The organism is Yoonia sp. R2-816, assembly GCF_046762905.1.
GTDB lineage: Bacteria > Pseudomonadota > Alphaproteobacteria > Rhodobacterales > Rhodobacteraceae > Yoonia.
The window spans coordinates 84086-105242 of the sequence record NZ_JBKQXN010000316.1 but is presented as its reverse complement, the minus strand read 5'-3'; the positions used below and the strand labels follow the sequence as shown (position 1 = coordinate 105242).

The window sequence follows — 21157 nt, the reverse complement described above, 5'->3', positions numbered from 1 at the left end:
CCGATGACCCCCGCCCCCACCCTCACCACGGCGCGGCTGATCCTGCGCGGTCCAGAGAAACGCGATCTCGCGGCCTTTACCGCTTGGCTGACGCGCTCTGAACGTATGGTGCATGTGGGCGGTAACGACACTGAGGGCAATGCATGGCGCGGGTTTCTGGCGGGGATCGGGCATTGGAACTGGCACGGTTACGGGTTTTTCACCGTCGTGGAAAAGGATTCCGGCATTGCGGCGGGGCGCGTCGGCATTCTCAACCATATCGAATGGCCGCAGCCGGAACTGGCCTGGCATATGTATGACGGGTTCGAAGGCAAATCCTTTGCGTTCGAGGCGGCCTGCGCCGTGCGCGAATGGGCCGGCAAGGAACTGGGGCTGGAGCCACTGATTTCACTGATCGCCCCCACCAATTTCCGCTCGATCAAATTGGCCACCCGGCTGGGCTGCAAGGAAGAACGCCGCGCCACGGTACAGGACGAGAAGGTCATCGTATTCCGCCACCTGCGCTATGACGACACGCGCGCCAAGGTCCAACTGGACAAGGTGCGCGCATGATCCCGACTCTGACAACAGAGCGGCTGACGCTGCGGGTGCCAAAGCTGGAGGATTTTCCGGTATTCGAAGCATATCTGCGCAGTGACCGGTCGCAATATGTTGGCGGTCCGATCACAGATCGCGCAACTATCTCACATGCATTGGGTCATGTGACCGGCCTGTGGATTTTGCGCGGTTATTCTTCATTCACCGCCTGTCTGCATGATGGCACCGTAATCGGTATGTTTGGGCCATGGTATCCGATAACCTGGCCGGAACCGGAGTTTGGATGGAGCCTTTGGGACGAACGGTTTGAAGGTGAGGGATATGTTACCGAAGCGATGCGCGTCCTGATCCCGTGGACCTGGCAAAGAACTGATCTAAAGACCGTCGTCGCCCATATCCACCCCGACAACGCCGCCTCGATGCGTGTCGCTGAACGCCTCGGCGCCACGGTTGATCCGGCAGCCCAACCGCCCAATGACAAACCAACCGTCACCTATCGTTTCATGGCGGACGCGTCATGATCCCCACCCTCACCACATCTCGGCTGACGCTGGGCCCGTTCAGCATGGCGCATTACGAGGCGTTTCATGCATTTTGCGCCACGGATCGCTCCAGGTTTCTGGGCGGCCCGACGGATGACCCCCGCGACAGTTGGGACAGTTGCATGCAAGGTCTCGGTCAGTGGATCGCCCGCGGGTACGGTGCCTTCTTCATGACCGAAACAGCCACCGGCGCGCCGGTCGGACGTACACAGCTGCGCCATCCGATTGATCTGAACGAACCGGAACTGGCTTGGGCGGTCTACGAGCGTTTCGAAGGCAAGGGCCTTGCCCATGAGGCGGTTCTGGCAGTTCGCGAGTATGCCTATCGGACACTTGGCTTTGCCCCGCTAATGTCGCTGATCGCCTCGGAAAACACCCGCTCTGTCGCGCTGGCTGAAAAGCTGGGCTGTGTGCCGGATGGTGAAAAAGCATATGACAGCGATGTCAGTGTCACAATCTACCGGCATCCGGGGGTTGGCGCATGACCGCGACCTTGCAGACGCCGCGCTTGATCCTGCGCCGCCCGACACCTGCCGACTGGCCAGCATTCCGTGACTTCTATATTTCGGAACGCGCGGCCTCATTGGGTGGTCCTGCCACGCTGGGCAAAAGCTGGCGCCATTTCGCTTCAGAGCTGGGCCATTGGGAGATCCATGGCTATGGCATGTGGACCGTCACCCTGCGCGGCGATGATAGGGCGGTTGGTCTGATCGGCCCGTGGACCCCGGTGGATTGGCCCGAGACAGAGATTGGCTGGATCATCCTTTCAGGTGATCTGGAAGGCAAAGGCGTGGCGACTGAGGCGGCCGCCGCAGCCGTGAAACATGCCTATGAGGTGCTGGGCTGGCACACGGCTGTCAGCTATATCGCGCCAGAGAACACACGTTCGATCCGTTTGGCGGAGAAGCTGGGGGCGGTGCGTGACGATAATGCCCCCAAGCCAGAGGCTTACCCGGATACGCTGGTCTATCGGCATCCTGTACCGGAGGTGTCGGCATGATCCCCGTGCTTCAGACAGAGCGGCTGACGCTGCGCGCGCCCTGTTGGGACGATTTTGACGCTTACGCCGCGTTCCGCGCATCGGACCGGGCCAAGCTGCTTGGCGGGCCCTACACCCGCGCCCAAGCCTTTGACCAATTGGCCGAGATCATCGGACATTGGACCTTGCGCGGCTATGGCCGATGGATGGTGGCGGATCGCGAGACCGATCAACCACTGGGCATCGTCGGGTTGTTCTATCCCGAGGATTGGCCGGAACCGGAAATCGCATGGTCTGTCTTTGAAGCGGGAGAAGGGCGCGGGATCGCCTATGAGGCTGCAATGGCGTCGCGCGCCTACGCCTACGACACGCTGGGTTGGACCACTGCGGTCAGCCTTATTGATCCATCCAATACGCGCTCCGTCGCACTGGCCCGGCGCATGGGGTGCATGGACGGCGAAACCTATGACCATCCGACCTATGGCACCCTGCATATCTGGCGGCATCCGGCACCGGGGGATTGCGCATGATCCCGACCTTGCAGACCAAACGGCTGACCCTGCGCCCCTACCGGCGCGATGATTTTGACACCTATGCGGCGTTCATGGCCTCAGAGCGTGCCTGTTACATGGGTGGGCCTTTTGACCGCGATAAGGCCTGGGCGTGGTTCACAAATGATGTGGCAACATGGGCTCTTTATGGGTTTGGAACCTTGGCGATGGTTTATGACGGCAAGCTTGCCGGTGGCGTCGGCCTTGTGCATCCGCCCCATTTTCCTGAGCCTGAATGCGGCTGGTTCGTTTTTGATGGTTTCGACGGCCTTGGGCTGGCGACCGAGGCCGGTCGGACAATGCTGGATCATACATTTGCGACAACCGATCTGGCCACAATCGTAAGCTATGTGCATGTGGAAAATGCAGCGTCCATCCGGGTGGCCGAAAAGCTGGGCGGTGTGCGAGACCCAAATGCTGCAAAAGCTGATGGCGACGGTGACGATACCTTCGTTTTTCGTCACATGCGGGGTGCAGCATGACGCCCTGGACGAACCGCCCCATAAAAACGCTGGACCAGATCAAGGCCCTGCAGAACGCCGTGCCGGTGATTGAAACCGACCGGTTGATCCTGCGCCTGCCCCGGATCGACGACTGGGCAGTGCTGGAGCCAATCTGGACCACCGATCGCTCGATCCATATTGGCGGGCCTTTCACGCCGGAAGCCGCCTGGCTGGATTTCAACCAGCTCGTCGCAGGATGGGTTCTGCGCGGCCATGGCGCGCTGACGATCTGTACCCGGGATGGGGCCGTGCAGGGCATGGTCCTGCTGGGGCATGAGTTTGGCGATCCGGACCCGGAACTGGGCTGGCTTCTGACCGAAGCCGCCGAGGGGCATGGCTATGCGACCGAGGCTGCATCGGCGCTGCTGCCGTTGTGTCGCAATATCTATGGCGACGCATTCGTCAGCTACATCGCAGAGGCGAACACGCCATCAATCCGCATCGCCGAAAAGCTGGGGGCCGTGAAGGGCACCCCGCATCCACGCCGCACCGATGATGTGGTCGCCTATCGTTATACCAGTAAAGGAGGCAGCAATGACTGATGCCGTCGCCCGTGCCGCAGAGGTCCTGAAAGGCCACCGCGAAAGCATCGACCGGCTTGATGCCATCCTCGTCTATACATTGGGCGAGCGGTTCAAGCACACACAGGCTGTGGGTCGGCTCAAGGCCGAACACGCCCTGCCCCCGTCCGACCCCGCGCGCGAAGAACAGCAGATCGCGCGGCTGACCGATCTTGCAAACCGGGCCGATCTTGACCCGGAATTTGCCAAGAAATTCCTGAACTTCATCATTCAGGAAGTGATCCAACACCACAAACAACACCAATCCTGAGGGGCATCCCCCTCAAACCCATCTTAAAGGAGAAAACCAGATGGCAATGAAGATCAGACTGGCCCGTGGCGGCTCAAAGAAACGTCCGTTTTATGCGATTGTCGCCGCCGACAGCCGCATGCCACGCGACGGCCGCTTCATCGAGAAACTGGGCACATACAACCCGATGCTGCCCAAGGACAGCGAAGAGCGCGTCAAGATGAACATGGAGCGGGTCAAGTACTGGCTGGGCGAAGGCGCACAACCAACCGACCGTGTGTCGCGCATGCTGGAAGCTGCTGGCGAGCTGCCCAAGAAAGACCGCAGCAACCCCAAGAAGGGCACACCTGGCAAAGCCGCACAGGCCCGCGCCGAGGAGAAGGCAGAAAAGGCCAAGGCTGCTGAAGAAGCCGCCAACGCCCCTGCGGAAGAGGCCCCTGCAGAGGACGCCCCAGCCGAAGAAGCTGCGGCTGAAGAGTAAGACCCCTTGCCTTGCCCCGAGCGTTGAAGCTTGGGGCGGGCCCATCCCTGGCTTTATGAGGCCGCATGTTCCGCCTGCTGCGTTTGATCATCCTCACAGGTTTCGCTTTCGTTGCGGGCATCCTGTTTGAACGAAACAATGCACAGGATACATGCACCAGGGGGGGTGGGCTTTGGATCGATGATATCTGTGTAGGAGTGGACCTGACCAATGACTGACCGCGTAATCGTTGGGGCCATCGGTGGCGCATTTGGCGTCAAGGGCGAGGTCCGCCTGAAATCCTATTGCGCCGATCCTGCCGCCATCGCCGACTACACCCCGCTTTATACCGAAGACGGGCGCGCCTTTGCGCAAGTCGTCCTAACCGGCCAGATGAAGAACGGTTTCGCCGCCCGGCTGGATGGCGTGATCACCAAAGAAGACGCGGACGCGCTGCGCAATGTCAGCCTTTATGCCGACCGGGCGCAGATGCCGTCCCTCCCGGATGACGAATACTACTATGCCGACCTGATCGGCCTCACCGTGCTGGACACAGGCGGCGCCACGCTTGGCACGGTCAAGAACGTGATGGACCACGGCGCTGGCGATCTGCTTGAAGTCGCCGTACCGGGCCAGGCCGAAACCGTACTGCTGCCCTTTACCCAGGCCAATGTGCCCACCGTGGATCTGACCGCCGGCCGGATCATCGCGGACCCGCCACTGGGCAGTTTTCCCGACTAGGGCAAGGTCATGCCTTGCCTTGTCCCACTCAGGCCGCATGATACCCGCAGAAGTGCCTCGACTATAATCGGAGACCGCGATGCTACATCATGTCGAGATTTACGTGTCCAACCTTGCCGCCTCTCAGGCGTTCTGGCGCGGCCTGTTGGGGCAGATCGGCTACACCCAATCGGATGCCTGGGATGAGGGTTTCACGCTCAAGAACGGCAAAGACGCCTATCTGACCTTTGTTCAGGTCGAAGACCGGCACGCGTCGCGCCCCTATCATCGCTGCGCAGTCGGTCTGAACCAAGTGGCGTTCACGGTCAAAGACCGCCCGACCGTGGACAGCCTGCGCACCTATTGCCAGCAGCAGGGTATCACCTGCCTTTACGATGACCGCTATCCGTTCGCCAATGGCGGCACGGATTACTATGCGCTGTTTGTCGAAGACCCTGACCGAATCAAGGTGGAAATCGTGGCAGGTTAGTGCCGGGGCCCCGATTGCGCAGGGCCCCAGCTATGGCTTTCAGGCGGTGACGTCGGTTACCACACCTGCACCAACGGTCCGGCCGCCTTCGCGCAGGGCAAAGCGGACACCGGGTTCAATGCCGACGGGCCTGTGCAGGACAAACCCGACCTCGGCCCGGTCACCGGGCATCACGGGCAGATCACCCGTCACGCTGACCACACCGCTGACATCGGTCACGCCGAAATAGAACTGCGGGCTGTAGCCGGTGGAAAAGGGCTTATGACGGCCCCCTTCATCGGCGTTCAGCACAAAGATCTCGGCCCGACCGGCGGTGAACGGCTTGACCACGCCCGGCGCGCTGAGGATCTGGCCGCGCTGGACCTCGTCCCGTTTCAGGCCCCGCAGCAGCAGACCGACATTCATACCGGCCCGTGCCTCCGGGATATCGCGCCGGAAGGCCTGCGTTCCGGTGACCACCACCTCGGCCCCGTCATTGGCCAGACCGATGATTTCGACCGCTTCGCCAACGCGAACGACACCACGCTCCACCCGGCCGGACACCACGGTGCCACGGCCCGGAATGGTGTGCACGGCCTCGATCGGCATCATGAACGGGCTGTCATAATCCCGGACGGGATCCGGGAAATGACGGTCCATCGCGTCGACCAGTGCTTTCACACAACCCACTTCGGGCGCGTCGATCTCACCTGCGACGGCCTTTTCAAGCGCCTGCAGGGCAGAGCCGAAGATGAAGGGGGTGTTTTGATACCCCTGCGCCTCCAGCAACGCACCTGTTTCCAGCTCAATCAGTTCGGCCATGTCGGCATGGTCGGCGTCATCCAGCATGTCCATCTTGTTCACAAAGACCACCATGTGGCCCACATTCACTTGACGGGCGAGCAGGATATGCTCGATTGTTTGCTTGGCCGCACCTTCGGTGCCGTCCACCAACAGGATCGCCCCGTCCATCTGGGACGCGCCAGTGATCATGTTCTTCACATAATCGGCGTGGCCCGGGCAGTCGATATGGGCATAGATCCGGGTGTCAGAGCTATATTCCACATGGGACGTGTTGATGGTGATGCCGCGCGCCTTTTCCTCGGGCGCCTTGTCGATCTGGTCAAACGACATGGCCTGTCCGCCAAGGCGGGCGGCCTGCACTTGCGTCAGGGCCGAGGTCAGGGTCGTTTTCCCATGGTCGACGTGACCGATGGTGCCGACATTAATGTTCAGTTTCGTAGCCATTTCTGGTTCTCCTTTTCGCTACGAGCGCCGCCGCGCATCCGCTGGCCAAGCGGACACGAAGCGGCCATTGGTATCTGGCGCGCCAAATTCTAGTGTCGAGTCAATCATGGCCCGAAATGAAAAACCCCGGCGGGCATTTGGCCATCCGGGGTCACATTGCGGAACCGTATCGGAGGCCATCGGCCCCCGGGAGTGTTAGTCACAGAGGCAGGTCAAATTTCCATGCGTCTTCGCTTGCAACAGCAAAGGCTGATGCAGCGCGCAGGTTCAGTTTGTCCAAGACCATCATCATGACGGGTATCCTCTGGGTTTGAGCCGCGGCAGATAAGGACTGTGATTTCACATTGCAAGAGAAAGTTTGCACCTGCGGTGAAATCCCCTAAGACAGCGCCATGACAGACAAGACCCCGAAATCCGCTGGCCGCATCAAGGTCCGCCCGACCCTGCAGCCGCGTGAGCTGATGACCGATACCCCGGCGCTTGCTGGTGCGTGGACGGCGCAGATCATCACGCTGTTTCCGCAGGCCTTTCCGGGCGTGCTGGGCGAAAGCCTGACGGGCAAGGCGTTGCAGGACGGGATCTGGCAACTCGAAACCTTTGATCTGCGCCGCTACGGCATCGGCAAACACCGCAATGTCGATGACACGCCTGCCGGTGGCGGGGCCGGTATGGTCCTGCGCGCCGATGTGCTTGAGGCCGCGATCACCGATGCCCGCGCCGGGGCGCGCGGGACCATGCCGCTGGTCTATCTGTCGCCACGGGGGCGCCGCTTTGATCAGGCGGTGGCGCGGGACTGGGCGCGGCGCGACGGGGTGACCATGCTTTGCGGACGCTTTGAAGGGGTGGACGAACGGGTCCTGACGCATTTCGGTGTTCAGGAGGTTAGCCTTGGCGATTTTGTCCTGACCGGCGGAGAGATCGCAGCACAGGCGATGATCGACGCCACCGTGCGCCTGTTGCCCGGCGTGCTGGGCAATGCCGAAAGCGCGGTCGAGGAAAGCTTTGCCACCGGCCTTCTGGAGCATCCGCAATACACCAAACCTGCCGAATGGCAGGGCCACGCGATCCCGGACGTGCTGCTGTCAGGCAATCACGCCAAGATCGCGGAGTGGCGGCGGGCCATGGCCGAAGATATCACCAAGGACCGGCGGCCCGACCTTTGGGCGGCCTATAAGGCGCGCAAGGGCAATAACTGACGGCGGCGCATCAGCCCCAGCGCGCCAAGGCCCGACAACAGCAGAACCATCCCTGCTGGCAGCGGGATCGGCGCGGTGGAGCCTTCGAAACTGACGGTCTGGTTGAAGCCGATATTGTCATCCGCCAAGGACACGAACGCCCCGCTGAAAAAGCCTGACATACTGGCCCCTGACAGGAACATGGTCAGATCGGCAGCTGATGTGATGGGCAGGAACCCGGGCGTGCTGGTGTAGACGAACTCATACGCCCCGGCAGAGATGAAATAACCCGGGAAAATGCCCGTCAGCCCGCCCAACTGGCCGCTGATCGTCACCGTTCCGGCGCTGCTGTCCTGCGCAAATGTCTTTTGAAAGAACGATCCGGCGGTGCCGCCGCCGATCTGGGCGCTGAAAAACGCGTCCTGGAGGGCAAAGTTGAAATCGGTCTCGGTCTCATCGATGATGGCGCCACCGGTGCCCATTTCACCCACCGTGGCGGAGCCGAAAAAGCCAACGCCCTGCGGTTCGCCCTGACCAGTGACGGCTGTCAAGATCAGGTCGTAACTGAAGGTGGCGGCGCTGGCAGAAGTGGTGAATGTAAACAGCGCACAAAAAATGCAGATGATCTTATACATCACAAAATCCTTTCCTTAAATGCGGATAGCATAGTCGAAAAACGTGTTTCTGACAATTGTTGGCGTAATCCCGAACCGCGGCCGCAGTGGTTGCATGCCGTTCACAATCTCGCGCCCATGGGCTGAAATCCGATAGTGTATGCGCTAAGGCTGAGAGGGCAGGACGCACTGGACCTGCTTTCATCGAATGGAGCGACCTCATGCTGACGATCTTCAAGACCGCCACACTTGCCCTTACCCTGATGTCTACCGCCGCCCTGGCTGACACCTGGACGCTAGACAGCGACCGATCAGTTCTGGGTTTCGGATCGATCAAGAATGACGACACCGGCGAGGCGCATGTATTCCAGCGATTGTCTGGCAGCGTGAACGATGACGGACAGGCAGTGATCGACATCGACCTGACATCGGTCGAAACCAATATCGACATCCGCAACGAACGGATGCAGGAACATGTCTTTGGCCCGGCAACCACGGCCACCCTGACGGCCAATGTCGACATGGACCAGATTGCAGCGCTGCGTGTCGGCGACAGCACCGTGACCGAGATCGAGGGAGATGTGGGTTTTCTGGGGCAGGACATTCCGGTGTTTCTGGATGTGTTCATCATGCGCATGAGCGAAGATCAGGTGCTGGTGACGACCAACAGCATGCTTTTCGTCAGTACCGAAGAGGCCGGGATCAATGCCGGGATCGATACGCTGATGGAGATTGCTGGGCTGGACGGGATCACCCGGACCTTCCCGGTGACATTACGGCTGATCTTCGACGCGACAGCCTGAAAACAGGCACTTTTGAAGGTATGACCCCTTGATCCGATGCACCGGGGCTCGTATACGGGCGCATCTTCGGATCGGGTAACCGATTCCGGGGGTTGATCTATGGAACCGCTGGAGCGCTGGACGACCCTTCGTTGGGTCATGATCCACCAGACAGGCCGGACGATCACAAAAAACAAACGATGACGGCACCCTGCGGCGGGCGGCATGACCGGACCCGGAAACGACACGCAGCTCTGACGCCACGAAGACACGTCACGGGACAACCCGTGCTAGATTTTAGGAGCGGATCATGGATTTGATCGCACAACTCGAAGCCGAGCAGATTGCTCAGCTGGGGAAGAATATCCCCGATTTCAAAGCGGGTGATACCATCCGCGTCGGTTACAAAGTGACCGAAGGCACACGGACCCGTGTGCAGAACTACGAAGGCGTCTGCATCGCCCGCAAGAACGGCAAAGGCATCGCCGGGTCGTTCACCGTTCGCAAGATTTCCTTTGGTGAAGGTGTGGAACGTGTGTTCCCACTCTATTCCACCAATATCGACAGCATCGAGGTCGTCCGCCGTGGTCGCGTGCGCCGCGCCAAGCTGTATTACCTGCGTTCGCGCCGTGGTAAATCCGCACGGATCGCAGAGGTCGCAAACTACAAGGCCCCCAAGGGCGCTGAAGCGTAAGGACGTCAGCTATGAAAAAAGATATTCACCCCGATTATCACATCATCGACGTCAAGATGACCGATGGCACAGTGGTGCAGATGAAGTCCACCTGGGGCAAGGAAGGTGACACCATGTCGCTGGACATCGACCCCTCCGTTCACCCGGCCTGGACCGGTGGCGGCACCCGCCTGATGGATGCCGGCGGTCGCGTGTCGAAGTTCAAGAACAAATACGCCGGTCTGGGTTTCTAAGACCGGGATGGGTCAAGACCCATCTTACGTTGTTGCAACGCCGCTCCGTTTTGGGGCGGCGTTTGTTTTTGAGCAGCAACGATCAAAGGTTCTGCGCAGCCTTCCGGCAATCTGCCGCACATTCCCGGCACATGCGTGCGCAACGAACGCAATGCGCGTCGTCATGCATCTCGCACATCTCGGCGCAGGTGTCGCAGGCCTCGGCGCACATCTCCAGCATCGCCTTCAGGACCTCTTCATTTGCACCGGTCCGCCGGCTGGCCACCCGGAAGGTCGCGTTGCAGATATCGGCGCAATCCATGCATTTGCGGATGCAGTCCCCGCGATCCGCGGCGTCTGGTTCTGCCGCGCAGGCGTCAGCGCAGGAATTGCAGATGGCGGCACAATACATGGCGTGCCGTACCGCTTCGGTCAGGATGTCGTTGTCATGACCCGCCACATCGGGGTGTTCGGCAATCATTTCCTTGATGGACATGGGATTTCCTTTTTCTTTACAACAGGAAAACATCTTGGCCACAGATTGGTTCCGCGTGGCTGATGCGGGAATGCGACAAGATGATCCGAAAACCACCCTGTCGGGATTACATTCAGACGCAGGTTGATAAGGTGACGCCAAAGCGCAGAAGAGTTTTCATGTTCCGATCAAACCAACCCGAACATCCCAAATGCTAGCTTTCCTTGACGCGACCGTCGGCAAGTGGCTGCGGCATTTCTTTTTTGTTCTGGTTCGCACCTATTATGCGCTGTTCTACAATGTCAGCTGTGCCAACAAGCACCTGTTACAGGACCAACATGGCACGCTGATCCTGGCCACTCATGTCAGTCGCCATGACGGGCCGCTGATCTCCGCGCTGCTTTATTCGACGATGCGGATCAGGCCGACGGTGCATTACCACGAATATTACAACTGGGTTCAGTGGTTTCCCATGATGGTCGCAGGGGCCATCCCGATGAGCTCGCCCAAAAGCTGGCCCGAGGAGAAGCGCAAAGCCCGCAAGACGCAGACGCTGCAAGCCATCCGGGACAGCCTGGCCCGCGGAGATTCCCTTCTGCTGTTTCCGGCAGGTCGTGTTCGCCGTCAGGAAAGAGAGATCGTCGAACCCTACCTGTCAGGCGTACATGACATCATCAGGGCACAGCCCAACACACCGCTGATGCTGCTCAAGATTGATGGGCTGGGGCAGTTTCAGTATGCAAAGCATGATCTTTTCTGGAGCTTTCTGGGCATCACCAAAGGGCGCAGGCATGTCAGCGTGACGATCACACCTATCGAAAAGCTTGATACCTCAATGGAGCGTGAAGCGTTCAACGCCCATCTGGAAACACTTCTGAACGACTGAATGGATCGCCGGCACCGGTGAGGTCCCGGATCAGCTCCGGGACCGGTTTTCCTAGATCAGGCCGCCGATTTTCCGCGTGACCGGTTGCCACCACTGCGCCGCCGCTGTCCGGCGGGCTTGCCACCGGCCGGTTTACCCTGCCGCTGACCGCCACCGCCGCCACGCCGTCCGCCGCCACCACCATTGGGTCGCTTTTTCTGGCCTGGCTGGATTTCCCACCGGCGACCGGAGGCGACAGGGATCGTTTCCTTCATCGCTTTCTCAATGTCCTGCAGCTCTATCATCTCATCCGGGGCGACCAGCGCAATCGCGGCGCCATCGGCCCCGGCCCTTGCTGTCCGCCCGATCCGGTGAACGTAGTTTTCGGCCACATTGGGCAGATCATAGTTATAGACATGGCGCACATCGGGAATATCGATGCCCCGGGCGGCCACATCCGTGGCCACCAGCACACGCACCTTGCCTGCCTTGAAGGCGGCAAGCGCGCGTTCGCGCTGACCCTGGGACTTGTTGCCGTGGATGGATGCGGCGGCGAAACCTTTTTTCTCCAGCACTTTATACAGCTTCTCGCAGCCATGTTTGGTGCGGCCAAAGACCAGCGCCAACTCGTCCCGGTGGGCATCAAGCAATTCGACCAACAGGTCCATCTTGGCGGCTTGCGCCACAAAATGCACCGACTGGTTGATCTTCTTGACCGCCTGACCCGGCGGGTTCACCTGCACACGCACCGCGTCCTTGAGATAGGTATCGGCCAGTTCATTCATCAGTTTCGGCATGGTGGCCGAAAACATCATCGTCTGGCGATCCTTGGCCAGCAGGGGTGCGATCCGGCGCAGGGCATGGATGAACCCCATGTCGAGCATCTGGTCGGCCTCGTCCAGCACCAGATAGATCGTTTCGTCCAGCCGCACCGCGCGGCGGTCCAGCAGGTCGATCAGACGGCCCGGGGTGGCGACCAGCAGGTCAACACCGTTTGCCAGCCGCTTGGTCTGGGCAACAATGCCGGCACCACCGACCACTAGCGCCACTTTCAGATGGCTGCCCTTAGTATAGGCGGTCAGGTTGTCGGCAATCTGCTTGGCCAGTTCGCGAGTGGGCGCAAGGATCAGACCGCGCACCGTCTTGGGGTTCGGCTTGACCCCGGCCTTCATCAGGGCGTGGATCATCGGCAGGCCAAAGGCCGCCGTCTTGCCGGTGCCGGTCTGAGCCAGGCCCATCACGTCGCGCCCGTTCATGGCGTGCGGAATGGCCTGTTTCTGGATCGGGGTGGGATCGGTGATCCCCTGTTCTTTCAGTATGTTAATCAATCGGGGCGCAAGGCCCAGCATGTCAAAATCCATGGAATGGATATCCTATTGTCTGCGGGGCAAGCCCCGCGCATATATGTCGGCCCATGACCGGATGTCATGAACGCGTGCAAGGTTGCGCCATATGCTGACAGCCTGAACCGCATTGTCCGGGCGCCGATCTGGCGCGGGACCCCTGCGTGATGTGGGAACCGGGAGGTTTGGTCGATGCCTTGCGATGGACATTTGTCCCGCTCTGCTCACGCGGCAGCTTGCATCGGTTGACTGGCACATGAGGGTTTGCAGTGCCGCTGTCAAGGTCAGCGTTGATCCGGGATCCGGAAAACCCTGCGTCGTGGCGCATGATCCTCATTTCGCGATCAACCCAAATCCAGTAGGTGAGGGATCATAAAGATTGTGAGGTTGCCAATGATGAAACACCTGATCCCCCTGTTGCTTTTGCCTGTCGGCGCGCTGGCCCAGCCTGCCGATGAACAAAGCCTTGTCATGGGTGTGTTCGCATCGCTGCAACCCGTTTCGATCCGTGAAAATGTCGAATACTGCGGCTATGTCGGGTTTGATGCTGCAGGCGTGCTTATCGCCTCGCCACCAACGCGCGGGGATGAGGCGTCGTGCCTGTCCGATGATCCGCAGAACATCGCGGTCATCACCGCCTCTTATCACACGCACGGTGCCTTCACCCCCGACTACTTTAATGAGGTTCCCAGCGGCGACGATATGGAAGGTGATGAGGAGGAAGGGATCGACGGCTGGGTCGCCACCCCCGGCGGGCGTCTGTGGTATATCGACACCACGGATATGGTGACCTTTCAGGTCTGTGGGCTGGGCTGCTTGCCCAGCGATGCTGACTTTGTCGCCGGTGACATGGGCATTGTCGCCGACAGCTACGCCTATGATGATCTGGTCAAGCGACTGGAAGAGTAGCCCACCTATCGCAACGACCAAAAAACTGGCCACTGACCTGATGTAGCGCTTTCCCTGCGCGCACCCCCATCATAATGTGCGTCAAATCACCAAAGACCGGGGCAGACTGCGTGGCGCATATCATCGTTGTGGGCAATGAAAAGGGTGGCGCGGGCAAGTCCACCGTGTCCATGCATGTGGCCACCGCGCTTTCACGCATGGGCCACAAGGTCGGCACGTTGGACCTTGACCTGCGCCAGCAGACGCTGGGGCGCTATATCGCCAACAGGCAGTCATTCCTTGCAAAGGAAGGGTTGAACCTGCCCACGCCTGACTATGCCGAACTGCCAGATATTGACCCCGCCAGCCTTCAACCGGGCCAGAATGCGCAGGACCAGGCCCTGTCACAGGCGGTCGAGGCGATGCATGATGTCTGCGATTTCATCCTGATCGACTGCCCCGGCTCCCACACAAGGCTCAGCCAGTTGGCGCACGCCATGTCAGACACATTGATCACACCGCTGAATGACAGTTTCGTGGATTTCGATCTGTTGGCCCATGTGGATGGCGAGGGGGAGGAGATTATCGGCCCGTCGGTCTATTCCGAAATGGTCTGGAACGCGCGCCAGATGCGGGCGCAGGCGGGTATGAACCCCATCGATTGGGTGGTGGTGCGCAACCGATTGGGGACCACAGCGATGATCAACAAGGAAAAGATGCAGCGCGCGATTGCCAAGCTGGCCAAGCGGATCGGGTTTCGGGCCGCCCCCGGTTTTAGCGAACGCGTAGTGTTTCGGGAACTCTTTCCCCGCGGTCTGACCTTGCTGGATCTGCGTGATATCGGCGTGACCAGTCTGAGCATGTCCAACATCGCCGCACGGCAGGAACTGCGCGAGTTGATCAAAGCGCTTGATCTGCCGGGTGTCACACCGGATTTCTAGCCTTCCGCTTCCCGTTATGCCCACCTAACATCCAATCCAAATCTGGGAGGATCCATTTTGCGAAATCTGTGGGAATTGGAACGGTTTACGACGCTGGCATTGGTTTGCGCCCTGACAGTGATTTGCTTTGTTGTGGGTTTCTGGATTCCGTGGGTGTTCATCCTGTGCCTTGGCTTCGGTGCCCTTTCGGTGCTGGGCTTTCGTGACCTGCAACAGCCGCGCCATTCGATCCTGCGCAACTATCCCGTGCTGGGCCATATGCGGTTTCTGTTCGAAGGGATCCGCCCCGAAATCCGCCAGTACCTGATCGAAAGCGATCAGGACGAACAGCCGTTCAGCCGCGAACAACGCTCACTGGTCTATCAGCGCGCCAAGGGCGAAGAGGACAAACGCCCCTTCGGCACGCAGGAAGCGGTGTATGAGGCTGGCTATTCCTGGCTCACCCATTCGGTGCAGCCCACCCATTTCGACGATAACGATTTCCGGGTGATGATCGGCGGACCGGATTGCAAGCAACCCTACTCCGCCTCGCTTTATAATATCTCGGCGATGAGCTTTGGATCGCTGTCGGCCAATGCCATTCTGGCGCTGAATACCGGGGCCAAGATGGGCGGGTTCGCCCATGACACCGGCGAAGGCGGGATCAGCCGCTATCACCGCGAACCGGGCGGCGATCTGATCTATGAAATCGGGTCAGGTTATTTCGGTTGCCGCAATGATGATGGCAGCTTCAACCCTGACAAATTCGCCGAACAGGCGGCCAGCGATCAGGTCAAGATGATCGAGGTGAAGCTGAGCCAGGGGGCCAAGCCGGGCCATGGCGGGATGCTGCCCGCGTCCAAGATCACGCCAGAGATCGCAGAGGCGCGCGGCGTGCCGATGGGCATCGATTGCGTGTCACCCGCAGCCCACAGCGCCTTTTCCAACCCGATTGAACTGATGGAGTTTCTGGGGCTCCTGCGCGAAAAATCAGGGGGCAAGCCGGTCGGTTTCAAGCTTTGCATCGGGCACCGGCGCGAATTCATGTGCATGGTTAAGGCGATGCTGGAAACGGGTATCGTGCCGGATTTCATTGTGGTGGACGGCACCGAAGGGGGCACAGGTGCGGCCCCGCTGGAATTCGCCAACCATGTCGGCATGCCAATGGTGGAAGGGCTGACATTCGTGCACAACACGTTGCGCGGCGCCGGCATCCGCGATCAGGTCAAGATCGGGGCGGCGGGCAAGCTGGTCAGCGCCTTTGACATCGCCCGGGCGCTGTCACTGGGGGCGGATTGGTGCAACTCGGCCCGCGGTTATATGTTTGCCATCGGCTGCATTCAGGCGCAGGCCTGCCATACCAATCACTGCCCTGTGGGCGTGGCCACGCAGGACCCGCTGCGCGCACGTGCGCTGGATGTGGGCAATAAAAGCCAGCGGGTGGCGCGGTTTCATGACAACACCCTGAAAGCGTTGGGTGAAATGGCCGGGGCGGCAGGGCTGAAAAACCCGTGCGAATTCCTACCCTATCACTTCATGGCACGGCGCAGCGATGGGCAGATGACCGAAGCGGCGGATGTTTATACCTACATGCCCGAGGGCTTTCTGCTGGACGACAGCCCGGATGAACACGGCTACAAAGAACGCTGGGCCCGGGCAAATGCCCATAGTTTCGCACCACCTGAGGCCGCGCGCTGACAATTTCCTTACAAAGGAAATTGCCAAGAATTTTCTGAAAATTCTTGCGGCTCACTCCTGCCGGGGCGGTGTCTTGCCAGCAAGACGCATGACCATGCTGACCCGTGGTGTGGTGCCCGTTTCTGACCGCGACCGTGTGCGCAGGACCGGCGTATTTTCAGACGTACCGCTGCGGCTTTCGCGCAGTACGATATACAGACCACTGCAGATGATAATCCCTGCGCCAATCATGGTGGCCTGATCAACCACCTCGTCAAAGAACAGCAGACCAAACCCGGTCGCCCAGATGATCTGGCTATATTGCATGGGCGCGATGATCGCCGCCTCGCCCACCTGATAGGCGGCGATGACAAAGCGGCTGGCGATCCAGGCAAAGACGGCAGTGATCCCTAACATGCCCAGATGCTCAATCGGCATCGGCTGATAAACGAATGGCAGGGCGCAGGCCATGACCACAAAGTTCACCACCATGGGATAAAGCAGCATGACCACAGGCCGTTCTTCTGACCCGATCTTGCGCACCACGATGGACGCCACAGACCCGCAGATCGCGGCGGACAAGGCCGCCAGATGGCCCAGCGACAATTCGGTCTGTCCGGGCCGCAGCACCACTAGCACGCCCGCGAGTCCCACCAGTACCGCCAGCCAGCGGCGCAGGCGCACCTTTTCGCCCAGCACCGGAATGGCCAGCACCGTGATCAACAAGGGCGAGGCGAACAGGATCGCATAGGTCTGCGCCAGCGGCAGGACCGAAAACGCATAGAATGCCGACACACCCGTCACTACCGCCGCCCCGGTCCGCAAGGCCAGCCACCAGGGATGCACCGGCACTAATGTGCCGGGTGTCGCATCGCGCATCAGCATCACAGTCGCCAGCGGAAAGCTGAGCAGCACACTGAAAAACACGATCTGAATGGGTGAATAGATGCCGCCCAGGAATTTGACGAACACATCATGGGTGGAAAACACGCCAAAGGCGATCAATGCGAACAAGGCACCTTTGACATTTGGGGACATGGGTCAATCCTTTGTGCAGTTACCGCTAACTGACAAAGGAATGACCATAGGTCAACGCAAAGGGGCGGCCCAATGGACCGCCCCTGCATATTTCTATCAGACTGTGATCAGGCTGCGCGGCGGCGCAGGAACCCAAGACCAAACAGACCGGTCAGCAATAGAAGTGCACCGGCAGGCAGCGGTATGGCCGCGGTATCAACGTCGATACGCCCAATCCGGAAGTTGTCAAACCGACCATCGGCACCAAAGCTGATCGAATGACCAGAGGCCACGGTCAGCGATGCCAGGCTGAATGGATTGCTGTTCGAGATATTGATTTCCTCACGGACCAGCGTGCCATCAACGAAAACGTCAAAGTCATCATTCCAATCCACACCTGTGAACAGGATCGAGGTGAAATCAACAACGCGGTCGAATGCAAAGGTGATCAGATCGTTGCCGTGGTTGCCATCAATCGAGCTGCCGTCCCAGAAACCATCAATCCCAAGACCGGCATTGGTCTGGCGCACATAACGATGACCCCAGAAACCGCAACCGCCGTCGGAACAGTCGCTATCGATGATCGTGTCGTTGGGCTGACCTGCGGGTGCACGGTAGCGTCCTGCGGTCACATCAACGCTGAGCCCGTCAACTGTTGCAGAATAGCTGCCGTAGCCCGAGGAATTGTGGGCTGGCCCGCCATTCATAAAGTCGAAACTGATGGTAGCTGCCATTGCTGGCATCGCGATCAGTGTAGCCGCTGCGGCTGCCGCGATTCTCTTGACGATATAATTCATTGTTTTTCCAATAATTTTTATAACCGATTATCGAACTCGTGTTTACCTTCTGTTAACACTACCTTTTTTTGGCCTCAATTGCCAGCGTTACACCCGAAAAACACCACATTCCGGACACTTTCAACCGGGCCGTGCAGGGCGCTCTGCCAGTCGCCCACGGCGAGCACGGCCCTTGGTTGATTTCGATACTATAGACTCGCGCCCAATGCAGCGATGATCACATCACCCATCTGTGTGGTGGACAGTGGCGTTCCATCATCCGGTCCCATCAGATCACCTGTGCGCGCGCCATCCGCTAGAACCTTTTCGATTGCGGCCTCCAGACGATCCGCTTCGGCCCCTTCGTCAAAGGAATATCGCAGCGCCATCGCAAAGCTCAGGATACAGGCGATCGGGTTCGCCTTGCCCTGCCCGGCAATATCCGGTGCTGAACCGTGGACAGGTTCATACATCGCCTTGGGCCGCCCATTGGCCATCGGCAGACCCAGCGATGCGGACGGCAACATACCCAATGACCCCGTCAGCATCGCCGCACAATCCGACAGGATATCGCCAAACAGGTTATCGGTCAGGATCACGTCGAACTGCTTGGGCGCGCGGACCAGCTGCATCGCACCGTTATCGGCATACATATGGCTCAGCTCAACATCGGCATAATCGGTCTGATGGACCTCAGTGACCACATCGCGCCACAGGATGCCGCTTTCCATGACATTGGCCTTTTCCATCGAACAGACCTTGTTCGACCGTTTGCGCGCCAGATCAAAGGCGGCACGGGCAACCCGTTCAATCTCGGCCTCGGTATAACGCTGGGTGTTGATGCCCACGCGCATGTTGTCCTCGGTATGGATGCCGCGCGGCTCACCGAAATAGACACCCGAGGTCAGTTCGCGCACGATCATGATATCAAGGCCTGCAACCACATCCTTTTTCAGCGAAGAAAAATCAGCCAGCGCGTCGAAACACTGGGCCGGGCGCAGATTGGCAAACAGGTCCATTTCCTTGCGCAGGCGCAACAGCCCGCGCTCGGGCTTCAGGCTGAAATCCAGATTGTCATATTGCGGGCCGCCCACAGCACCCAACAGCACCGCGTCAACCTCTTGCGCCTTGGCCATCGTTGCGTCCGTCAAAGGCACACCATGGGCATCATAGGCGCAGCCCCCCACCAGATCCTCTGACACATCAAATGTCAGGTCACGCTTGTCGCCAAACCAGTCGATGATCCGCTTTACCTCTGCCATGACTTCGGGGCCGATGCCGTCACCGGCGAGGATCAAGAGGGATGGGTTTGGCATGAGGCACCTTTTGTCACAATTATGGTTCGCCTCGACCTAGCGTGACCGCTGCAAAGGTGCAAGCAAACGGCGACATATGGTTGCCCCGAAACGGGGACGCGTGGCATCACTACCAACGGGCATTGCGGGTCGCAGCAAACACGACCTGCTCAAATAAACGCAATCAAATGCGCGCTGGCGTCGTAAGATGAATAGGGCCTGACCCTAGTTGGTTTCATCACCGCTGGCAGGTTCCGCCGTTTCAGCGGTCGCCGACGTCTCGCCTTCCGCATTTGCCGTCACCGGTTCATCGAGACAAGGTATGAACAGTTCCATCCCAACGGCAAGACTGCCCGGATCAGGTCCGATAATCAGCCTGTTGCGCTGGTGAAGGTTTTCAACCTCCTGTGTTGTGCCATAAGCCCAAGCAGAGATATTCGACAGGCTGTCTGCCTTTTCGACCACATAGGTTGTGTCACATTTGATTTCGTCAGAATGGGCATGGGCGGTCACCGCAAGGTTCGCGCAAATCAGCGACAGTGCGGATACCGAAATACCGGGCAATTTCATGTCTCTCTTTCCCTAATAACTTACAAACGATGCCATCATTGAATATCATGCTGGCAAAACTAAGGCGACGGGCGTGCCGCGGTCAGATCTGGTCAGACAACCAGCGGCTTTAATCCCTCTGCGAGCAGGTCCCACACGCGCCTGATCCGCGGGGTCTGGCGCATCGCCTCGTGCGCAGTCAGCCACACTGGCAAGGTGGGCAGCGGGATGCCGATGTCGATCTCTTCAATTAACGGATCGTTTCGCCCGATATCGGCTTGGGCAAACCCGATCCCGCAGCCCGCGCGCACCAGTTCCCAATAGGCGATATTGTCATCGCAGCGGGTCTTGAAGAACTCCCGTTCGACCGGAATGCCAAATTCGGCAAACCCATTGATTATGTCAGGGTTCGTGTCATAGCCGACAAAATCATGCGTCGGCAGATCAGCCAGGGATTGCGGCCTGCCCCGGTCGGCCAGATAGGATTTGGCGGCAAAGACCCCCAGCGGGATATCCCCGATATGCTGGGTTACCAGGTCCAATTGGGTCGGGCGGTACATGCGCACGGCGATATCCGCCTCGCGATAAAGCAGGTTGCGGCTGTCATCGCTGGGGACAAGTTCAATGGCGATTTCGGGCTCCAGCCTGCGGATACGCGCGATGACCGTTGGCAGATGCATGGCCGATGTGGCCACGCTGGCGGTGATCCGCACGGTGCCTTCCAACCGGGCCTGCTGGCCCGCGGCGGTCAGTGCGATCTGCTGGACGGCGGCGCGCATCGCCTGCGCCGGGGCGACGAGATCGGCGCCGGTCTTGGTCAGGGCAAAGCCACGCGGCTGCCTGCGAAACAGCTCGGCCCCCAGTTGCGCCTCGATCGCCCTGATCTGGCGGCCCAGCGTCGGCTGACTAGTGCCAAGTTCGCGGGCCGCCCCTGAAAGGCTGCCGGTTTCGGCCACCGCCAGAAAGGCTTGCACCAGTGACCAGTCCAATGATGAGAGCGGCTTATCCATTCATTCATGAATACATGATCTGCGATTTTCGGCAATTTATTTGACG

General features: G+C 59.5%; 28 protein-coding genes. 19 read left to right on the top strand and 9 right to left on the bottom strand.

What is annotated here, in order from left to right:
* Positions 1-3: 3 nt before the first annotated feature.
* The 11 genes from ACFWW2_RS21620 (at position 4) to ACFWW2_RS21570 (ending at position 5592) form a co-directional block, all read left to right on the top strand.
* A complete protein-coding gene (locus ACFWW2_RS21620) occupies positions 4-552 on the top strand; it encodes a GNAT family N-acetyltransferase (protein ID WP_393931733.1) in 549 nt (182 codons plus the stop codon).
* A complete protein-coding gene (locus tag ACFWW2_RS21615) occupies positions 549-1058 on the top strand; it encodes a GNAT family N-acetyltransferase (RefSeq protein WP_393931731.1) in 510 nt (169 codons plus the stop codon). Before ACFWW2_RS21620 ends, ACFWW2_RS21615 begins: the two co-directional genes overlap by 4 nt.
* Positions 1055-1564, top strand: a complete 510-nt coding sequence (locus ACFWW2_RS21610; RefSeq protein ID WP_393931729.1) for a GNAT family N-acetyltransferase — start codon at positions 1055-1057, stop codon at positions 1562-1564. Before ACFWW2_RS21615 ends, ACFWW2_RS21610 begins: the two co-directional genes overlap by 4 nt.
* The gene (locus tag ACFWW2_RS21605; protein WP_393931727.1) at positions 1561-2079 is read left to right on the top strand and encodes a GNAT family N-acetyltransferase; all 519 of its coding nucleotides are present in this window, start codon (positions 1561-1563) and stop codon (positions 2077-2079) included. The genes ACFWW2_RS21610 and ACFWW2_RS21605 overlap by 4 nt, the downstream gene beginning before the upstream one ends.
* Complete coding sequence (locus ACFWW2_RS21600) at positions 2076-2588, top strand: GNAT family N-acetyltransferase (RefSeq protein WP_393931725.1); 513 nt, start codon at positions 2076-2078, stop codon at positions 2586-2588. The genes ACFWW2_RS21605 and ACFWW2_RS21600 overlap by 4 nt, the downstream gene beginning before the upstream one ends.
* On the top strand, positions 2585-3091 hold the full coding sequence (locus tag ACFWW2_RS21595) for a GNAT family N-acetyltransferase (protein WP_393931723.1): 507 nt from the start codon (positions 2585-2587) through the stop codon (positions 3089-3091). The genes ACFWW2_RS21600 and ACFWW2_RS21595 overlap by 4 nt, the downstream gene beginning before the upstream one ends.
* Positions 3088-3654, top strand: a complete 567-nt coding sequence (locus tag ACFWW2_RS21590; protein WP_393931721.1) for a GNAT family N-acetyltransferase — start codon at positions 3088-3090, stop codon at positions 3652-3654. Before ACFWW2_RS21595 ends, ACFWW2_RS21590 begins: the two co-directional genes overlap by 4 nt.
* Positions 3647-3943 (top strand): chorismate mutase, encoded by a 297-nt coding sequence (locus ACFWW2_RS21585; protein ID WP_393931719.1) that lies wholly within the window; start codon positions 3647-3649, stop codon positions 3941-3943. The genes ACFWW2_RS21590 and ACFWW2_RS21585 overlap by 8 nt, the downstream gene beginning before the upstream one ends.
* Before the next feature lie 40 nt (positions 3944-3983).
* Positions 3984-4403 (top strand): 30S ribosomal protein S16, encoded by a 420-nt coding sequence (rpsP, locus tag ACFWW2_RS21580; RefSeq protein ID WP_393931717.1) that lies wholly within the window; start codon positions 3984-3986, stop codon positions 4401-4403.
* A gap of 210 nt (positions 4404-4613) precedes the next feature.
* Positions 4614-5123, top strand: coding sequence for a ribosome maturation factor RimM (gene rimM / locus ACFWW2_RS21575; RefSeq protein WP_393931714.1), 510 nt, complete (start codon positions 4614-4616; stop codon positions 5121-5123).
* A gap of 79 nt (positions 5124-5202) precedes the next feature.
* The gene (locus tag ACFWW2_RS21570; protein ID WP_393931712.1) at positions 5203-5592 is read left to right on the top strand and encodes a VOC family protein; all 390 of its coding nucleotides are present in this window, start codon (positions 5203-5205) and stop codon (positions 5590-5592) included.
* Positions 5593-5631: 39 nt separating this feature from the next.
* On the opposite strand, the gene ACFWW2_RS21565 is transcribed toward ACFWW2_RS21570, so the two are convergent.
* The gene (locus ACFWW2_RS21565) at positions 5632-6819 is read right to left on the bottom strand and encodes an elongation factor Tu (protein ID WP_393931710.1); all 1188 of its coding nucleotides are present in this window, start codon (positions 6817-6819) and stop codon (positions 5632-5634) included.
* A 392-nt stretch (positions 6820-7211) separates the two neighbouring features.
* Between ACFWW2_RS21565 and trmD the strand changes: the two genes are divergently transcribed.
* Positions 7212-8015 carry a tRNA (guanosine(37)-N1)-methyltransferase TrmD gene (gene trmD, locus ACFWW2_RS21560; protein ID WP_393931708.1) on the top strand — a complete coding sequence of 268 codons (804 nt, stop codon included), beginning with the start codon at positions 7212-7214 and terminating at the stop codon, positions 8013-8015.
* Here trmD and ACFWW2_RS21555 read toward each other — a convergent pair.
* Complete coding sequence (locus ACFWW2_RS21555) at positions 7988-8629, bottom strand: VPLPA-CTERM sorting domain-containing protein (protein ID WP_393931706.1); 642 nt, start codon at positions 8627-8629, stop codon at positions 7988-7990. The two genes, trmD and ACFWW2_RS21555, sit on opposite strands and share 28 nt — an antisense overlap.
* Before the next feature lie 200 nt (positions 8630-8829).
* Between ACFWW2_RS21555 and ACFWW2_RS21550 the strand changes: the two genes are divergently transcribed.
* The 3 genes from ACFWW2_RS21550 (at position 8830) to rpmE (ending at position 10317) form a co-directional block, all read left to right on the top strand.
* A complete protein-coding gene (locus ACFWW2_RS21550) occupies positions 8830-9411 on the top strand; it encodes a YceI family protein (protein ID WP_393931704.1) in 582 nt (193 codons plus the stop codon).
* A gap of 289 nt (positions 9412-9700) precedes the next feature.
* Positions 9701-10084 carry a 50S ribosomal protein L19 gene (rplS, locus tag ACFWW2_RS21545; RefSeq protein WP_393931702.1) on the top strand — a complete coding sequence of 128 codons (384 nt, stop codon included), beginning with the start codon at positions 9701-9703 and terminating at the stop codon, positions 10082-10084.
* A gap of 11 nt (positions 10085-10095) precedes the next feature.
* On the top strand, positions 10096-10317 hold the full coding sequence (gene rpmE / locus ACFWW2_RS21540) for a 50S ribosomal protein L31 (RefSeq protein WP_320238226.1): 222 nt from the start codon (positions 10096-10098) through the stop codon (positions 10315-10317).
* A gap of 82 nt (positions 10318-10399) precedes the next feature.
* On the opposite strand, the gene ACFWW2_RS21535 is transcribed toward rpmE, so the two are convergent.
* Complete coding sequence (locus ACFWW2_RS21535) at positions 10400-10792, bottom strand: four-helix bundle copper-binding protein (protein ID WP_393931700.1); 393 nt, start codon at positions 10790-10792, stop codon at positions 10400-10402.
* Between the two features lie 190 nt (positions 10793-10982).
* Here ACFWW2_RS21535 and ACFWW2_RS21530 point away from each other — a divergent pair, with 190 nt between their 5' ends.
* A complete protein-coding gene (locus ACFWW2_RS21530; RefSeq protein ID WP_393931698.1) occupies positions 10983-11657 on the top strand; it encodes a lysophospholipid acyltransferase family protein in 675 nt (224 codons plus the stop codon).
* A 56-nt stretch (positions 11658-11713) separates the two neighbouring features.
* On the opposite strand, the gene ACFWW2_RS21525 is transcribed toward ACFWW2_RS21530, so the two are convergent.
* A complete protein-coding gene (locus ACFWW2_RS21525; RefSeq protein ID WP_393931696.1) occupies positions 11714-12997 on the bottom strand; it encodes a DEAD/DEAH box helicase in 1284 nt (427 codons plus the stop codon).
* A 378-nt stretch (positions 12998-13375) separates the two neighbouring features.
* Between ACFWW2_RS21525 and ACFWW2_RS21520 the strand changes: the two genes are divergently transcribed.
* From ACFWW2_RS21520 to ACFWW2_RS21510, 3 genes are all read left to right on the top strand, one after another.
* On the top strand, positions 13376-13888 hold the full coding sequence (locus ACFWW2_RS21520) for a DUF4329 domain-containing protein (RefSeq protein WP_393931694.1): 513 nt from the start codon (positions 13376-13378) through the stop codon (positions 13886-13888).
* Positions 13889-13998: 110 nt separating this feature from the next.
* Positions 13999-14808, top strand: a complete 810-nt coding sequence (locus ACFWW2_RS21515) for a division plane positioning ATPase MipZ (protein ID WP_393931692.1) — start codon at positions 13999-14001, stop codon at positions 14806-14808.
* A gap of 132 nt (positions 14809-14940) precedes the next feature.
* Positions 14941-16485, top strand: a complete 1545-nt coding sequence (locus tag ACFWW2_RS21510; RefSeq protein ID WP_393931869.1) for an FMN-binding glutamate synthase family protein — start codon at positions 14941-14943, stop codon at positions 16483-16485.
* 51 nt (positions 16486-16536) lie between these two features.
* Here the strand turns inward: ACFWW2_RS21510 and ACFWW2_RS21505 are convergent, their stop codons facing one another.
* The 5 genes from ACFWW2_RS21505 to ACFWW2_RS21485 form a co-directional block, all read right to left on the bottom strand.
* Complete coding sequence (locus ACFWW2_RS21505; RefSeq protein WP_393931690.1) at positions 16537-17502, bottom strand: DMT family transporter; 966 nt, start codon at positions 17500-17502, stop codon at positions 16537-16539.
* A 107-nt stretch (positions 17503-17609) separates the two neighbouring features.
* The gene (locus ACFWW2_RS21500; protein ID WP_393931688.1) at positions 17610-18278 is read right to left on the bottom strand and encodes a VPLPA-CTERM sorting domain-containing protein; all 669 of its coding nucleotides are present in this window, start codon (positions 18276-18278) and stop codon (positions 17610-17612) included.
* Between the two features lie 188 nt (positions 18279-18466).
* A complete protein-coding gene (leuB, locus tag ACFWW2_RS21495; RefSeq protein WP_393931686.1) occupies positions 18467-19573 on the bottom strand; it encodes a 3-isopropylmalate dehydrogenase in 1107 nt (368 codons plus the stop codon).
* A gap of 204 nt (positions 19574-19777) precedes the next feature.
* Positions 19778-20122, bottom strand: coding sequence for a hypothetical protein (locus ACFWW2_RS21490; RefSeq protein WP_393931684.1), 345 nt, complete (start codon positions 20120-20122; stop codon positions 19778-19780).
* Positions 20123-20214: 92 nt separating this feature from the next.
* Positions 20215-21111 (bottom strand): LysR family transcriptional regulator, encoded by an 897-nt coding sequence (locus ACFWW2_RS21485; RefSeq protein WP_393931682.1) that lies wholly within the window; start codon positions 21109-21111, stop codon positions 20215-20217.
* Positions 21112-21157: the final 46 nt, after the last annotated feature.

Coding starts and splice junctions, on each gene's coding strand:
- ACFWW2_RS21620 (WP_393931733.1), top strand. CDS start 4: ATGACCCCCGCCCCCACCCTCACCACGGCGCGGCTGATCCTGCGCGGT.
- ACFWW2_RS21615 (WP_393931731.1), top strand. CDS start 549: ATGATCCCGACTCTGACAACAGAGCGGCTGACGCTGCGGGTGCCAAAG.
- ACFWW2_RS21610 (WP_393931729.1), top strand. CDS start 1,055: ATGATCCCCACCCTCACCACATCTCGGCTGACGCTGGGCCCGTTCAGC.
- ACFWW2_RS21605 (WP_393931727.1), top strand. CDS start 1,561: ATGACCGCGACCTTGCAGACGCCGCGCTTGATCCTGCGCCGCCCGACA.
- ACFWW2_RS21600 (WP_393931725.1), top strand. CDS start 2,076: ATGATCCCCGTGCTTCAGACAGAGCGGCTGACGCTGCGCGCGCCCTGT.
- ACFWW2_RS21595 (WP_393931723.1), top strand. CDS start 2,585: ATGATCCCGACCTTGCAGACCAAACGGCTGACCCTGCGCCCCTACCGG.
- ACFWW2_RS21590 (WP_393931721.1), top strand. CDS start 3,088: ATGACGCCCTGGACGAACCGCCCCATAAAAACGCTGGACCAGATCAAG.
- ACFWW2_RS21585 (WP_393931719.1), top strand. CDS start 3,647: ATGACTGATGCCGTCGCCCGTGCCGCAGAGGTCCTGAAAGGCCACCGC.
- rpsP (WP_393931717.1), top strand. CDS start 3,984: ATGGCAATGAAGATCAGACTGGCCCGTGGCGGCTCAAAGAAACGTCCG.
- rimM (WP_393931714.1), top strand. CDS start 4,614: ATGACTGACCGCGTAATCGTTGGGGCCATCGGTGGCGCATTTGGCGTC.
- ACFWW2_RS21570 (WP_393931712.1), top strand. CDS start 5,203: ATGCTACATCATGTCGAGATTTACGTGTCCAACCTTGCCGCCTCTCAG.
- ACFWW2_RS21565 (WP_393931710.1), bottom strand. CDS start 6,819: ATGGCTACGAAACTGAACATTAATGTCGGCACCATCGGTCACGTCGAC.
- trmD (WP_393931708.1), top strand. CDS start 7,212: ATGACAGACAAGACCCCGAAATCCGCTGGCCGCATCAAGGTCCGCCCG.
- ACFWW2_RS21555 (WP_393931706.1), bottom strand. CDS start 8,629: ATGTATAAGATCATCTGCATTTTTTGTGCGCTGTTTACATTCACCACT.
- ACFWW2_RS21550 (WP_393931704.1), top strand. CDS start 8,830: ATGCTGACGATCTTCAAGACCGCCACACTTGCCCTTACCCTGATGTCT.
- rplS (WP_393931702.1), top strand. CDS start 9,701: ATGGATTTGATCGCACAACTCGAAGCCGAGCAGATTGCTCAGCTGGGG.
- rpmE (WP_320238226.1), top strand. CDS start 10,096: ATGAAAAAAGATATTCACCCCGATTATCACATCATCGACGTCAAGATG.
- ACFWW2_RS21535 (WP_393931700.1), bottom strand. CDS start 10,792: ATGTCCATCAAGGAAATGATTGCCGAACACCCCGATGTGGCGGGTCAT.
- ACFWW2_RS21530 (WP_393931698.1), top strand. CDS start 10,983: ATGCTAGCTTTCCTTGACGCGACCGTCGGCAAGTGGCTGCGGCATTTC.
- ACFWW2_RS21525 (WP_393931696.1), bottom strand. CDS start 12,997: ATGGATTTTGACATGCTGGGCCTTGCGCCCCGATTGATTAACATACTG.
- ACFWW2_RS21520 (WP_393931694.1), top strand. CDS start 13,376: ATGAAACACCTGATCCCCCTGTTGCTTTTGCCTGTCGGCGCGCTGGCC.
- ACFWW2_RS21505 (WP_393931690.1), bottom strand. CDS start 17,502: ATGTCCCCAAATGTCAAAGGTGCCTTGTTCGCATTGATCGCCTTTGGC.
- ACFWW2_RS21500 (WP_393931688.1), bottom strand. CDS start 18,278: ATGAATTATATCGTCAAGAGAATCGCGGCAGCCGCAGCGGCTACACTG.
- leuB (WP_393931686.1), bottom strand. CDS start 19,573: ATGCCAAACCCATCCCTCTTGATCCTCGCCGGTGACGGCATCGGCCCC.
- ACFWW2_RS21490 (WP_393931684.1), bottom strand. CDS start 20,122: ATGAAATTGCCCGGTATTTCGGTATCCGCACTGTCGCTGATTTGCGCG.
- ACFWW2_RS21485 (WP_393931682.1), bottom strand. CDS start 21,111: ATGGATAAGCCGCTCTCATCATTGGACTGGTCACTGGTGCAAGCCTTT.